The sequence below is a fragment of the Nocardioides sp. Soil796 genome (genome assembly GCF_001429525.1).
GTDB lineage: Bacteria > Actinomycetota > Actinomycetes > Propionibacteriales > Nocardioidaceae > Nocardioides.
In genome coordinates, this window is the sequence record NZ_LMSQ01000019.1 from 385209 (window position 1) to 400096 (window position 14888).

The following is a 14888-nucleotide window of genomic DNA, read 5'->3' on the forward strand; positions in this document are numbered from 1 at the left end:
CCGCGCAGACCCGACACGACCTACCGGCTCCACCACCGACCCGATCGCATCGAACGGGGCACCGCGGACGGCGGAAGCGTGGTCGGCGAGCGATGCTCGTGCCTCGCCACCGTTGCCTCGTCCATGGTCTCCGGGAGCGACGCGAGCAGCGCGACGAGCTTCGACGGAGAGCAGACCAGGACGTCGTCGGCCCAGGCCTCGATCGGTTCGTCACGTTCGACGCAGACGACAGCGGTCGCCTCGACCCCACCCATCGCCTCGGCGACCGCCCTCGCGGCCTCGGCAGCATCACCGATGACCTTGTCGCGGGTGCGCCCGTTCTGGCGCAGCAGACCGTCCTGCACGTCGACCCGTCCCGACCACCCGACGCGACGGATCACGAAGACCCCGCCCGGACCGAAGACGACGTGATCGATGCTCGCCCTCGGGCGGCCCGGCCACGCGACGTCGTGCAGTGCGACCCATCCCTTCGACAGCAGCGGCTGCATCACGGTTCCCGCCGTGGGTGCATCCTTCTTTTTCGCGCGCTCGCGCGTTCTTTCCCCTGTCATCCCCCACCTCCAATGACTTCTTCGAGGCTAGGACCGGCTGTCCTCGTCGTGTGCCGGAACGCCGAATTCCGCACAGGTATTGGGGTCTCGGTCTAGACCTCCGTCGTCGAACCCGGTGCCGCAACTGGTCTAGACAGGTGGGCCCGGTTGTCGGTGGCGCCGTGCAGAGTCCTCGACGTACAGACAGACAAACCGGGGGGTTTCACATGTGCAACACCGACTTCACCATGCCGCACGACAGCATCGAAGAGCTCGCGCCGACGGTCGGGCTCACGCAGCTCGAGTTCGCAGAGCTCTTCGGCGCCGACTGGTCGCAGGCATCGGGGCCCGTGTCCCACGACTTCGACAGCGACCCGTCCGGCGGGTACGACGCGGAGGTGACGCCGTGGCACATCTCCGGCGAGCCGCCGCTGCTGATGATCCGGGTGTTCCACCACGGGGTCTTCCTGGCGGTGCCGCACGGATCCTGGTCCTCCGTGAGCCGGCTCGAATACCAGCCGAGCCATCAGGTCTACCTGCCCCGCGCGGACTTCGCGACCGGCAGGGCAGAGGCGGTCGTCTACACCCAGCGCCTGCGCCGCAAGCGGGCGATCAGGTACTGCACGTTCTGCCATCGACCCACACCACCGGAGCTCCGGTTCGGCGACGACGTGTGCATGGGCTGCGCCTCGCGCTGGTACGCCGTCATCCACTGAGCGACCACGCACACAGCACTGCAGTGACCGACACGCTCGTCGACGATCACATCATCCAGCGAAGCTGCCCACTCGTCGCGTCGACCGTGACGGTGACTGACTTCGCCTTCGCGTCCTCGGGTACGGCGACGACGACCCGGCCGGCCAGCGCCTTGCCCGGTCTCACCCGTGGTCTGCCGGGAAACACCGCTCCCCCGGCCGTCACCGAGAGTCGGGGATCGGCTTCGTAGATCCGGCCGTCCACCGTCGCGATCGAGATGTCCGGCACACGCTTCGCGACCCAGGGCGTCGATCCGGTGTTCTCGAACCTCACGCGTACGACGACCAGGCGGCTTCCCTTGGCCGGCTTCACGCCACCAGTCCTGGCCATCTCGTCGACCGACCTGACCGTCACGGACAACTCCGGTCGTGCGCCGGCGCCTGGCACCTCGACAGCCTCGCCGACCTTCGTCACGTCGGGCGCCAACCCCTTGGTGAACAGGTCGACCACCGCCGTGCCCAACCCGGGCGCCGCGACGGCCAGCACCCCCAGGCACCCGAGAGCGACCGCGAACCTGACCAGGGCGGAGCGCCTCCGGCGCCTCGACCGGCTGCGGAGTGCGACGCGTCGCCTCGGCGTACGCACGCCGACACCGTTGGCAGCCTTCAGCTTCGTGGCCCGGGGCCCGGTCGCCGGCGGCAACGCGACGATCGCGTTCCTGGCGAAGCGGTCCACTGCCTCGCGATGCAGCGTCGGAGGTCGTGCGGCCAGCAGCTCTGCGACGTTGTCGGTGGAGCAGACCAGGACGTCGTCCACCCAGCCCTCGAGCGTGGTCTCGCCGGTGAAGCAGAGCACGCCCGTGACCGGCACTCCACCGAGCGCGGCCGAGACCGCGCGGGCCGCCTCCGCGACACCGTCCAACGCGCTCTCCCGGGAGCTGCCGTTCTGCCGGAGCACCCGGTCGCGTACGACGACCTCTCCCGACCAGTTCTTGCTGTCGATGACCAGGACGCCGCCCGGACCGATCGCGACATGGTCGATGTTGGCCCGCGGCCGGGCGGGCCAGGCGACGTCGTGGCGCACCACCCAGCCCTGCGCATGCAGCGGCTCGAGCGCCTCCGCAGTAGCCCGCTCGCCCTGCGCGCCGCGCTGGTAGCGCTCTCCCGCGCGTTTGTGGCGTGCGGCCTTCTCGAACTGCCGGCGTGCTTGGTCGCGCGCAGACTCCCCAGCCATCGCACCCCCGGTGCTTCGTTTCCAGGAGGCTAGAACGCATCAGCCCGGCGCGTGGCGAAATGCGAGAAGTCAGAACTCAGGCTCCGTCGAGCACGCCGGCGCGTGCGGGTCGGGGACTCCGGCCCAGTCACGCGGGTCGAGGTCGGTGGGGTCGTAGTCGGGATCGAGCCAGGGCCAACCACTGTTCTGGCTGGTCNCCGCCGTCTCGGCGGATCGCCGGGACCGGCAAGCGGATCGGGATCATCCGGCTGCCCCACGTCGTCCGGGGGCCGCGTGTGCAGGCATCCGTCGAAGTCACCACGGACGTCACCGGGACGAGTCACCTCACTCGTGCCGGTCGCGTCACGGAGGTAGCGGTGCCCATGCGGTGAGGTCCACAACCACGTGCCGACCTCGACAGCGTGATAGCCCCACCCCGTATGAGTCTTGAGGCGATGGTGACGCCGACACAACGGCGCCAGATTGCAGGAACAGGTGCGCCCACCGGCCCCGTGCGCCACGACGTGGTCGCAGTCGCACGCCCGGGCCGGGCGAGTGCAGAACGGAAACACACAACACCCGTTGACCCCCGCAACCTGCGCCTTGAGCCGCTCGGGCACCTCGTAGGAACCCACCATCTCGTGATCAGCCAGGTCGATGACCGGACGCACCGTCACGCGGGTGTCGGCGCGGGCGGCCCACTCGGCGACCATCGCCGCCGCCACCGGCTGGTCACCCCGCTCGAACCGACCGACCGGGGCGATCCCATGCACGGCATCGGCGGAGAGGTGCATCACGATGGTCATCTGCTTGCGCCGCGGCTTCGGTGCCTCCTCGCCCTCCAACAGGGCCAACGCCCGGGCCGGGTCGGCGAGGATGCCGACCGCCAGCGCGCGGCGTACGTCCAGGGGCTCCTCGCAGCCGCCGTCGGCGAGGGCTTGGGCGAGGGCGGTGACGGTGTCGTTGAAGTCGTAGGCGTCCTTGAGGTCCGCCGAGATCAAGATCGACGCGACCCCACCCGCGGAGACACCCTCCAGGAGCCGCACCTGGCGCTGGTCCAGGGCCGCGGCCCGCTGCTTCTCCCGCTCCAACGGGTAGAGCTTCAACNGCGCCTCGTCGAGCAGCTTCTCCAGCTTGATGAACCCGACCTTGTGCACGATCGGGTGCACGTGCTCGTCCACGAACACAGCCACATCGTCGGGCTGCCCGATCGTGGTGGCAGCAACCCGACGGGCCCGCCACGCGGTCACCTCCCCGGCCAACAACCGCGACCAGGTGCGCTCGCACCGGTGCCGCAACTCCAACGCCTCATGGATCAACCGCTCACCCGCCGACGTCGACAACCCGAGGGCCGCAGCGAACTCCGCGACCGCCGCCCAGTGCACCAGGGGCAGGCACTCGGCCGCCTCCTCACCGAACGCCGCATCGGCCACCACCTCGGTGGGGTGCGTGTCGGCCCACTGCACCGCACGGAGCAGCAGCACCCGCTCCGCGTCATCGGCCAGCCCTCGCGCCCGCACCGCGTCGGCCAGCACCGCACCCGCACCTCCGTCGCCGGGCAACGCCTGCGAGAGCGCGCCCGACCCGTGACCGGCGGTGGCCGGGAACGGGGTGTCGAAGGTGGTGGTCATGGCAGCAATTCTTCCCGAGATCACCACCGAATGACAGGGGTGCAACTCAATCTGTGGAGAACTATTTCCGCAGGTCAGACCCACAATGGCCGTCCCACAGGGTTCTGTGGAGAACCCACTCCCAACACCCCCTCACGTCACACCAGACCCAGGTTCTCCACACTCGATCCACAGGCTCGTCATGCCCCGAGCCATGGCAGCGCGCCGGCGACATGGTCGCCCGTCACCGGGAGCCGCTGGACCACCCAGACGCTGCCGACCAGGATCACCGCCACGGCCACGCCCGTGAGCACCGGCCGCTCGAGTTTCGTCCGCCGCAGCGCAAGGATCACCGGGAACGCAAGCAGGATCAGGCCCACCTGGGCCACTTCGATCCCGACGTTGAAGGCGAGCAGCGACCACACCAGCTCCCACGAGCCGGGCTCGTCGATGCCCAGCGCCGACGCGAAGCCGAGCCCGTGGAGCAGGCCGAAGCCGAACGCCACAGGCAGTTGCCAACGGCTGTGTGGTCTCGACACTTCGGCCTGGCGCCCCGGCTGGCTCGACCACCGAGAGGACACGAGACCGAGCACTGCCACGACGACGATGGACAGGGCGATGACGGGTTCGACGAGCGCGGGCGACACGGTCACCAGGCCCAACGACCCGAGAGCGAACGTCACGCTGTGCGCGACGGTGAACGCCGTCGCGGCCAGCAGGACCTCCCGCCAGCCGCGCACCCCCAGCAGCAACGCGAGGAGGAAAAGCAGGTGGTCCGGTCCGAGCAGCAGGTGCTCGGCACCGAGCTTGCCGAACTCCCACAGATGCCCTGCCCTGCTTGACGATGACGGGGTCACCGAACCTTCGGGCGCATCGGTCACGTCGAGCTGCGGGTTGCCCGGGTCGAGCGTGACCGCGCCGGTGTGACCGTCGACGTCATAGGTGAGCACGGTCTTCGTGCTGTGCACGAAGTTCTCCTCGTCGGGAAACAACGAGGAGTAGAACGCATGCCGCGCCTCACTGGAGGTCGGGCACGCGTAGTCGATCGACAACCGCACGAAGGCGCGGTCGTTCCGCGAGGTGATCGAGCCCGTTCCGTCGGTGCGACCTACGCACCGCTGGTCACCGTTGGCGACCTGGAACCGCTCGACCACATAGGTGGAGACGGCCTCGAAGTTCTTGCCCAGCTGGCGTTCCTGCTCCGCCCGGTCCGTCGCGCGGTAGGCGTCGGCGTACAACCAGGCCGACTTCATCAGCAGGTCGTACTCGAGATCGAGCACCACCCGCACGTCGGAGCCGGAGCCGGTGACGTCGGCGTACGCCGTGGAGGTGGCGTCGTGCGCCACCGCCGGCGAGGTGAAGAGCCACCCCGCCAGCGGTGCCAGCAGCAGGAGCAGGAGGAGACGCCTCATCCGGCCAGGAACTCCAACCCTGCAAGGGCCTTCGACGGACGACCCTTGGCGTCGGCCGTGGCGAACACCTGCGGCCGTGAGGTGTTCACACCGCCACCGGACGAGGTCGACGTGACGATCCAGGCGTACGCCGTGTCGGGGCGCAGGCCCTGCCACGTCACCGAGGCGACCTGGCCGGAGGGCACCGTGACCTCACCGACCACCTTGGTCGGCGAGTAGAGCCCCAGCGACTCGGTGGAGAAGCTGGTCGTGCGCGAGCCCAGCTCGACCGGCAGCACCATCGTGTCCTCGCGGCCGTCGTAGCGCTTGAGCGGATCGAACTCGGTGGCGCCGAAGTCGTCGAGCAGCGGCGAGTAGGTGTCCACCGACATCTCGCCGCGGTCGACGTCGAACTGCAGCATCCGGAAGTAGCTCGCCCCGAACCGCAGGCCCTGGTCGGGCTGGTAGCCGCCGATCTCGTCCAGGCCGAGCATCGACGCCGGCGTCTCGTAGAACTGGTAGTCGGCCAGCAGCTCGACCACGTTGTTGCCGACCACGCCGACGTCGGGCTTCACGTTGGTGGCCACACCGTGCTCGTGGCCCGCGAGGATCAGGAAGACGTTGGGGTTGTCGAGCACCAGCGTGTTGTAGAGCAGCGAACCGTCGGGCGCGGAGAACGTGCCGTCACGACCGTCCGGCTTGGTCGACGGCTTCAGGTAGTCGTGCGAGAGCAGGATCGCGTTGCGGTCCGCATAGCGCTTGAAGACGCCGTCGGCCCACTCGGCCTCCTCGCGCGTCACGCCGTACGACAGCCCGACCACCACGAAGTCCTGGCCACCGGCGGAGAACAGGTCGAAGTGGTTCTGGTTGTCGCCGGCCTTCCACGGGCCGCCGTACGACCCGTTCTTCCAGCGGGTCGCGGACTCCTCGTAGCGGTCGGGACCGTAGTACTGGTTGTAGATCGCCTCCGGCCCGTCCTCGCGGCCGGACTGGTTGTCGTGGTTGCCGGCGATGACACCGTTCGCGACTCCCGCGTCATCGAGCACCTTCTGGTGCTCGGAGGAGACCTCGAACTCGCCGACCACCTGCTGCTCCATCTCCTCCGTCGCCGGCGGGCGGATGTTGTTCTCGATGATGTCGCCGGTGTGCGCGACGTACGCGATCTTGCGGGCGTCGGCGTTGTCACGGATCCAGCGCGCGACGTCGCCGTACGCCTTCGACCAGACCGCGCGCTCCTCGGCAGTCTCCTGCTCGACGGCGCCCTCGGAGAGGTACTGCGTGTCGGTGTAGTGGACCATCGAGAAGTCGTACGTCGACGGGTCGTCGAAGCCGGTCCGGTCCGTGGCGTCGAGGTCGTCGGCGAACGGGTCCTCGCCGGTGACCATCACGTGCACGGTCTTGCCGTCGACGTACTGACGGCCGACACCGGCGTTGAGCAGCGTGTTGCCGTCGACCGCGCCGCGTACGGAGTCGAGCGGGTCCCACGTGCGGGTGAGCAGGTTCCAGGCGCGCAGGGTCACGACGCGGGTCGGGTCGGTGACGCCCTCCCAGCGCAGGACCGGTGCCTCACGGGTGGAGGTCACCTGCACGTCGAAGCGCTGGTAGGAGACGTCGCCGCTGGCCACCGAGTCGAGCGCGCCGTTGTTGCCGGGCTCGAGCACCCGGGTGTCGCCGACGTTCTTCTCGCCCGGCACCTTCAGGGTCGTGGGCACCTGCGGCGCCTCGCCCTGCCAACCGCTGCGCGGCGTGAGGATCTCGGCGGCGGAGAACGTCGCGTTCACCTCGCCGCCGTCGGGCTCGGCGACGCGGGCCTTGAGGTCGACCGTCGTGCCGAGGTCGTTGTCGCCCGAGGTGGGCGAGAGGTCCTTCGCGTCGTCGGGGATGCCGGCCGAGGTGAACACGACCGTGCGGTCTGCCTTGTTGCCCAGCGAGTCCGTCGCGGTCAGCGCGATGGTGTGCTCGCCCGCGGAGAGGCCGGGGCCGACCAGGTCACCGGCCGCGACCGGCTTGCCGTCGAGCGTGACCGCCGGGTCGCCGAGCACGCCGGAGTCGTCGGACAGCTCGAGGGACAGCGGCACCGAGGTGGTGATCTTCTTCCCTGCCTCGGGGGTGCTGCCGGTGATCTCGGGGGCGGTGTTGTCGGTGACCAGGGTGCGGGTGGCCGCCTCGCCCGTGCTCGAGGTCGCGCGCACCGTGTGCGTGCCGTCGTCGACCGTGGTGGTGTCGAGGTCGGCACGGACGCCCTGTGCCGCGGCGCCCTCGATCTGGAACTTCAGCACGGCCTCGCGCGGCCTGGTGCTCGAGCCGCAGTTGCCGTCGCCGAGGTCGTACTTCGGTTGTACGCCGACCGCCGTCGCCGTACCCGTCGCGGGAGCCAGCGAGATCGACGAGATGGTGAAGTCGTCACGGTTGTCGCCACACGTGCCGGGGTAGGTGCCGGTGACGAAGCGGATCACGTTCTCCCCCGGCTGCAGCCACTCGTTGGGGATCACCAGCGGCACCGCCTGGCTGACCCAGTCGCCACCGACGTCGACCGGCATGCCGTTGACCGTCAGGTAGTTCTTGTAGCGGGCCTCGATCGAGTTCGTGCCGACGGTGAAGGTGAAGGTGGCGTCACCGGAGCCGAGGGTCGGCGTCGTGGGCAGCGCCCGTCCGTCGACGGTGAGCGTGTCGACCGACGTGTCGCCACCGACAGGCAGGTTGGCGAACACCTGCTGGGTGCCGCGCGTCAGGTGACCGTCCTGCGGCGTGATGTCCGGAGCACCGGCGGGCGCGTTGTTCACCGTCACCGTGTGCGTCACCGACTCGCCGGTGAGGGTCGTGGCGGTGATCTCGTGGCTGCCGTTGTCCAGCTCAGTCGTGTCGAGCTCGGTCTCGAGGCCGGTGGAGGCCTTGGGGTCCCCGGTGATGAAGAAGCTGAGGCTGGCCTCCTTCACCCGAGCCGTGTTGGTGCCGCAGGAGCCGTCGCCGAGCGAGTAGTTCCACTCGTTCTCCTCGCCGTTCGCGCTCTCGCCGAGCAGCTCGAGGCGCACGTTGGAGAGGTCGTAGTCGTCGTAGTTCATGCCGCACGACGTCTCGATCGCACCGACCTTCAGCTCGACGGTGTTCTCCCCGGTCTTCAACCAGGTGTTGGGAATCGGCTCGCGCACGGTCTCGCTGACGTGGTCGCCGAGGTCGATGCTGTGCTCCCCGTTGATCACCAGCTTGCTGCCGTAGCGCGCCTCGATCGAGTTGTCGGCCACCTCGAAGGTCAGCATCGAGTCGCCGTACGTCGTCTCGGCGTCGAGCTTCTCACCGTCGACGGCGAGCGAGGTGACGTCGTCCTCGGCAGCGGTCGGCGTGCTGGCGACCTTCTGGGTGCCGGCGAGGTAGGCGCCGTCCTTCGGGGTCAGGGTCGGCGCTGCGCCGACCTCGGGCGGGGTCGGGTCGGCATGGGCCGTGGACAGCAGGCCCAGCGACGGGGCGGCACTGGTCAGCGGAACGGCGACCAGGGCGAGGGCGAGGGAGAGACCTGCGAATTTCGAGAGTGACCGGCTGGACGCGATCGTGCGCATCGGGCATCAATCTTCCGAGTGAGGGATGATGCCGCTGACGCTTTCGTCAGTTGGTGAACACAAGGGATCAACCGCGCGAACCGTGGATTCTTGTTGCGCGAACCTGCAGTCGTTGCGCCTCGAACCGGCAGTTCCTGCGGTTCCTCCCGCCACCGGCAAAATTGGTTGGCTGACCCACCTGTCTTCCGGCTAGCGTTTGCGCCATGTTCGGTGCTCTCGGTCGACTCGTGTCGCGTCATCCCTGGTATGTCATCGCCACGTGGGTGGTGATCGCGATCGTGGTGGTGCTCACCGCGCCGGCACTGACCTCCACCACCGACGAGTCGGAGTTCCTGCCCGACCACTACGAGTCGATCAAGGCCGCCAACCTGCAACAGGAGGCCTTCCCCGACGCCACCACACCCGGCGCGATCCTGGTCTTCGAGCGCAAGGACGGCGCCAAGCTGACCGATGCCGACGTCGCCGACGTGACCACGATCGGCAAGGAGCTCGGCCCGAAGCTCGGCGAGAAGACCTTCGTCCAGCAGGTGGCCACGGTCGGCGCCGACGGCAAGCCCTCGGTGTCGGCCGACGGGCAGATCGCGATCGGCTTCATCGGGCTGGCCGACAAGGCCAACGGCTTCGACACCCAGGCGATGGACGACGCCAAGAAGATGCGCGACGACCTCGAGCCACTCACCAAGGGCACCGACCTCGAGGTGAAGAGCACCGGCGCGGCCGCGCAGAGCCTCGACTCCCAGGAGTCGAGCGAGTCGACGATGGCCATCGTCGGCATCGCCACCGTGGTGCTGATCGTGCTCCTGCTGGCGATCATCTTCCGCAGCGTGATCATCTGCCTGATGCCGATCGTGGTGGTCACGGTCGTGTCGCTGATCGCCACCGGACTGATCGGTGCCGCGAACGAGGCCTTCGACCTCAAGGCCGACTCCTCGATCCAGGTGATCCTGATCGTGGTGCTCTACGGCATCGGCACCGACTACATCCTGTTCTTCCTGTTCCGCTATCGCGAACGACTGCGGCAGGGCGACGAGACCCGATCGTCGGTGGTGCACGCGCTCGAGCGCGCCGGTGAGGCGATCGCGTCGGCCGGTGGCGCCGTCATCGTGGCGTTCCTGGCGCTGCTGCTCAGCTCGTTGAGCATCTTCCGCTCGATCGGCCCGGCGCTGGCCATCGCCGTGGCGGTCACCCTGGTCGCCGCGCTGACCCTGGTGCCTGCCGTGGTCACAGTCCTCGGACGCTCCCTGTTCTGGCCGTCGAAGAAGTGGCGCAAGGAGCCCGAGGCGGCCCACTTCGGCAGCGTCGGCAAGGCCCTCGGTCGCCGGCCCGGCGTGTTCGCCGCCGCCTCCGGACTGGTGCTGGCCGCGCTCGCGGTCTTCGGTCTCCAGTTCAACCCCAGCTTCGACTTCAACTCCAGCCTGCCCAAGGGCGTGGAGTCGACCGAGGCGATCAACACCTTCCAGGACCACTTCGCCGCCGGTGCCAGCGACCCCGTCCCGGTGCTGGTGACCAGCAAGGACGGCGGAGCCCTCGACCCGGCCGCGGCCGACGCGGTCGGCGCTGCGCTGAAGGACGCCGAGGGCGTCGACCAGGTGCAGGGCCCGCAGCTGTCGAAGGACAAGGCCACCGCGCAGTTCTCGGTGATCCTCGACCACGACCCGGCCTCCGACGAGGCGCTGGCCGACGTGAAGGGTCCGATCCGTACGGCGGTCCACGACGCCGCACCCGAGGGCACTTCGGCGTACGTCGGCGGCACGCCCTCGGTCTTCGCCGACCTGCAGAAGGCGATGGCGCGCGACTACTCCGTGGTGTTCCCGGTCGCGGCCCTGGTGATCATGCTGATCCTGGCGATGCTGCTCCGGAGCCTCGTCGCGCCGTGGTACCTCATGCTGGCCGTGGGACTGGGCTTCGGCGCCACCCTGGGGGCGACGGTGATCGTGTTCCAGCACATCCAGGGCGAGCCCGGCCTGATCTTCATGCTGCCGATCTACATCTATCTGTTCGTGACCGCACTGGGCACCGACTACAACATCTTGATGGTGGCGCGACTACGCGAAGAGGCCCGCGAGGGCCGCAATCCACGCGATGCCGCGGCCGAGGCGGTCCGGCACGCAGGTCCGACGATCGCCGCGGCCGGCGTGATCCTGGCCGGCACGTTCGCCTCTCTCATGCTCGGCGGCAACTCGCTGATCGTGTCGATGGGCTTCGCGCTGTCGTTCGGCATCTTCGTCGCTGCCTTCGTGATGGCGATGTTCTTCACGCCGGCGCTGACCGCCCTGGTCGGGCACGCCGCGTGGTGGCCGGGCCACGGCGACGAGAAGCGTGAGGAGACCGTCGCACCCCGCGAGGAGGTCGCGGCCCGGGACTGAACGGTCCCGAGGTGCGACCATGACGAGATGCTCGAGTCGATTGGTGTCCCACCGGACGACGAGGCGCTCTACCGCGAGTTGCTCTCCCGGAGTGAGGCGTCGCTCGACGAACTGTCACGGGCACTCGACCGCGGGAGGTCGAGCGTCCAGGGCTCGCTGACCCGGCTCGAGGGCCTGGGCCTCGTGCACCGGCTGCCCGGTCGTCCGTTGCGGATGCGGGCGGCCCGCCCGGACGTCGCGATCGACGTGTTGGTCAGCAGGCGCCAGGAGGAGCTGGCCCGCGCCCAGTTGGCGGCCCGCGACCTGCTCTCGGTGATGCCGGCGCAGGAGCGCCACCGTCCCGAGGACATCGTCGAGGTGGTGGTCGGGCGGGACGCGATCGCGTCTCGCTTCGAGCAGGTGCTCACCGGCACCCGCGAGGAGCTGCTCGTGCTCGACCGGCCGCCGTACGTCGCGGACGCGCAGAGCTCCGACTCCTCGGTCCGCTCACTGTTGCGCGACGAGGTGACGGTGCGCGGCATCTATGCGCCCGAGGCCCTCGAGCTGCCCGGTGCTCTCGAGGCTGCCCAGGACGCGGCCCGGGCCGGCGAGCTGTCACGGGTGCACGCCGACGTACCGATGAAGCTGGCCATCGGGGACCGGGCCGTGGCGATCCTGCCGGTCGGCGTGGACGAGGCGGTCGAGGCCGCCCTGTGCATCCGCCCCTCTGCCCTGCTCGACGCACTCGTCCAGCACTTCGACCTGCTCTGGGACCAGGCCACCCCGCTCATCGCGCCCGAGGCCGACCCCCACGTGAGCGACCGGCAGCTCGCCGCGCTCCTGGCCTCGGGCTCCAAGGACGACGTGCTGGCCCGCCACCTCGGCACCAGTACCCGCACCCTGAGCCGGCGGATCTCCGAGCTGATGAACCGCCTGCACGTGCGCACCCGTTTCCAGGCCGGCGTGCAGGCGGTGCGCCTGGGCTGGCTGCCCGACGACGACCGCCCGCCGCCGGGCTGAGCCGGTCAGCCCGGGCCGTCAGCGCGCGACGTACCAGGCTCGGACGATCGTCTGGTCCAGCGTGGAGCCCGCGGTGTCGGCCGCGTGCAGCCGGAGCGAGACGTGGCCGGTGCCGCGTGGCAGCTCGACGTGCCAGCGTCCACCAGCACGCCCGGTCGCCCGGGCCGCGCGCCACGTGCGCCCGTCGTCGTACGACGCCTCGACGGTGACGTCGCTGATCGGCGACGCCGCCGCGCCCGGCGCGTGGGCCAGCCGGACGTCGAACCCGACCGGTCGGGGACCGCGGGCGAGCACCCGGTTGCGCAGGTCGACATCGACGTCGTAGTCGGCCAGGATCACCGGCTGCGTCACGACCTCACCGGCCGGCACAGTCGTCGACGCGAACGTCCAGACCGACTCGGTGTGCGTCGAGAGCTCGGCCCACGGCTGCGGGTTGTCGGCGACGAACGACACCTCGACCCGTGAGTCACCCGCCGGCAGCACGGCGACTCCGGAGGGCAGGTTGTCGGTCTCCCCCACGAGCTCGCCGTCCGCACGGATCTGCAGCAGCGTGCTCATCCCGCTGTTGGTGGAGTACGACGTGCCGTGGTTGCCGTCGGCGTCGACGAAACCATCGATCGCCACCCGCATCTGGTTTCCGGAGCGCTCCATCGGCCGGAACGTGCTCGGGGCCGCGGTGACCGGCGCCGTGCCGACCGGCTTGGTGGTGCGCCCGGCCGACTCGTAGGCGACCAGGTCCGGGTCACTGAGCGTCATCCGCAGCACCGGCGGGTGCGGGAAGAGCGCGTTGTACGTCGACTGCGGTGTCACCGTCGCGTAGGTCCACCGGGTGTCCGGGTCGGGCACCCGGTGTTCGACGCGGGTGCGGGCACCGCCCCGGAAGGGGTACATCGTCGAGATCGAGAAGGTGTCCTCGGGCTGGTACTGGTAGGCCGCCTCGGAGAACGTCGAGTCGACCGTCGGCTGCCCGTGGATCTCGCGCACCTGGGCGGCCAGGTCACGGTCCCGGAACACGTAGGAGAGGTCCTTCGGGATGCTGCCCTGCTCCTTCAGCACCAGGTCGTAGAGGTAGTGACTGGCGGTCTCGCCGCGCACCTCGACCCGCCCACGGGCCGCCTTCAACGCCTCGCCCTCCGCACGGTCCAGTCGCAGCGTCGGCACCTGCAGCTTGGTGCCGGTGCCGTTGGGGTCGTCGTTGTCGCCCGGCCCGTCGTTGTGCACGACGAACAGCGCCGCACCCGCCACGGCGGCCGCGTTGGACTGCTCGGCGACGGAGAGGTCGTCCGTGCGCTCGGCGACCGCGATCGCCCCGCGCAGGTTCTTGCCGGCCAGGTCCGCCGGGGTGGCGTGGCCAACGTCGACGACGCGCAGGCGGTCGTGGCCGTCGTACATCGGGAAGTCGGTGATCACGTCGGAGAACCACACCTGGTCGTAGTACTCCGGGCGCAGCGCGCGGCCGGCCACCGTCAGTTCGATGTCGGGCGCCTCGAGGCGCAGCCGGGTCAGGGTCTCGAGCGCGCCGTTGCGCACCGGTGCCGCGGCCTCCATGAAGAACTGCTGGTCGAGCATGGCGGAAGGCCGGTACTGCCGGACGATCTTCCTCCCGTTCGCCGCGGTGCGTGAGTAGCCGACCTGCATCGCGCCGTCGGCATTGACCTTGGTGCGGTGGTCGGGGGTGCGGACCTCGACCGGCCGCGCCCGGCGGGCATCGAAGGTGAAGTCCCGGGACGCCTCGACCGCCACCTCCGGATCACCGACGAGCGACACGTTCTGCACCGTCCGCTCGCGCGCCGTGCCGGGGCGGGCGGCCGGCATCGTGTTCACGAAGGCCATCACCGAGTAGGTGCCGGGCGGGACCAGCACGCAGGAGCTGTCCTCGAACGACTTGGTGCTGCAGGCCGCGTCAGGATCACCGGGGATCCGGCGCACGGCCTGGGTGGCGCCGGTGACCACGTCGTAGACGGTCACGTCGGCGCTGGCGGCGCGACCGTCGCGGGCGATGGCGTCGAGGTTGAGCTCGACCAGGTCGGCTGCGGTCGCCCGCGTCGTGGTCGGTGCGGTGCCGTCGACCAGGGTCGGCTCACCCGAGCCGTCCGTGGCCCGCAACGTGGTGCCGTGGTCGTCGGTGCTGACCAGCAGCCCCGGCGTCGTGCCGTCCTGGCTGCGCAACGGCTCGATGACCTGCCGACCGTCCTGGCCGAGCGGGGTCAGTCGGACCCGGTCGCCCTGACCGAGCCCGACGACGGCGCTGCGGGACGCGGGTCCGGTGAGCCGGTCGGGGCCCGCCACACCCGAGGCGCCGCTGGCACCCGAGAGTGGAAGCTGGCCGGCAGCGGACAGTGCGGCGCAGAGGGCCGCGACGCCGATCAGTCGAGGCGTACGTCGGTTCATGGGGACTCCCGGGAGAGATGAGAAGGGGCGCGTCCTCCCTTCGTAGTGGACCCGCCAGCCATCCGAACAGCCCTGGCCGTGGCGGTGTGCGGACATGGCGTGTGCACGACATGCACGATTCCAACAATCTGGATTGATG

General features: G+C 69.8%; 8 protein-coding genes and 2 pseudogenes. 3 read left to right on the forward strand and 7 right to left on the reverse strand.

All coding sequences use genetic code 11. The features are described from left to right. Positions 1-20: 20 nt before the first annotated feature. Complete coding sequence (locus ASH02_RS19075; RefSeq protein WP_056685581.1) at positions 21-488, reverse strand: nuclease-related domain-containing protein; 468 nt, start codon at positions 486-488, stop codon at positions 21-23. A 269-nt stretch (positions 489-757) separates the two neighbouring features. On the opposite strand from ASH02_RS19075, the gene ASH02_RS19080 reads away from it, so the two are divergent. Beyond that, positions 758-1246 carry a hypothetical protein gene (locus tag ASH02_RS19080; RefSeq protein WP_056685578.1) on the forward strand — a complete coding sequence of 163 codons (489 nt, stop codon included), beginning with the start codon at positions 758-760 and terminating at the stop codon, positions 1244-1246. Positions 1247-1292: 46 nt separating this feature from the next. Here ASH02_RS19080 and ASH02_RS19085 read toward each other — a convergent pair whose 3' ends face one another. The 5 genes and pseudogenes from ASH02_RS19085 to ASH02_RS19100 all read right to left on the reverse strand — a co-directional run bounded on the left by ASH02_RS19085 (position 1293) and on the right by ASH02_RS19100 (position 8993). After that, a complete protein-coding gene (locus tag ASH02_RS19085) occupies positions 1293-2459 on the reverse strand; it encodes an NERD domain-containing protein (protein ID WP_056685575.1) in 1167 nt (388 codons plus the stop codon). Between the two features lie 197 nt (positions 2460-2656). After that, positions 2657-3545 (reverse strand): annotated as a pseudogene (locus ASH02_RS27585) (HNH endonuclease signature motif containing protein); the annotation flags it as partial. 1 nt (position 3546) lies between these two features. Beyond that, positions 3547-4069 (reverse strand): annotated as a pseudogene (locus tag ASH02_RS27590) (hypothetical protein); the annotation flags it as partial. A gap of 179 nt (positions 4070-4248) precedes the next feature. Next, entirely contained in the window at positions 4249-5460 is a 1212-nt protein-coding gene (locus ASH02_RS19095) for a HupE/UreJ family protein (RefSeq protein ID WP_056685566.1), read from the reverse strand. Next, a complete protein-coding gene (locus tag ASH02_RS19100; protein ID WP_057295288.1) occupies positions 5457-8993 on the reverse strand; it encodes a metallophosphoesterase in 3537 nt (1178 codons plus the stop codon). Before ASH02_RS19100 ends, ASH02_RS19095 begins: the two co-directional genes overlap by 4 nt. Before the next feature lie 203 nt (positions 8994-9196). Here ASH02_RS19100 and ASH02_RS19105 point away from each other — a divergent pair, with 203 nt between their 5' ends. Both ASH02_RS19105 and ASH02_RS19110 read left to right on the forward strand, forming a co-directional pair. Then, positions 9197-11359 carry an MMPL family transporter gene (locus ASH02_RS19105; RefSeq protein WP_057295289.1) on the forward strand — a complete coding sequence of 721 codons (2163 nt, stop codon included), beginning with the start codon at positions 9197-9199 and terminating at the stop codon, positions 11357-11359. A gap of 27 nt (positions 11360-11386) precedes the next feature. Then, complete coding sequence (locus ASH02_RS19110) at positions 11387-12358, forward strand: helix-turn-helix domain-containing protein (RefSeq protein WP_057295290.1); 972 nt, start codon at positions 11387-11389, stop codon at positions 12356-12358. A gap of 18 nt (positions 12359-12376) precedes the next feature. On the opposite strand, the gene ASH02_RS19115 is transcribed toward ASH02_RS19110, so the two are convergent. Further along, positions 12377-14749 carry a PA domain-containing protein gene (locus tag ASH02_RS19115; protein WP_057295291.1) on the reverse strand — a complete coding sequence of 791 codons (2373 nt, stop codon included), beginning with the start codon at positions 14747-14749 and terminating at the stop codon, positions 12377-12379. Positions 14750-14888 lie beyond the last annotated feature (139 nt).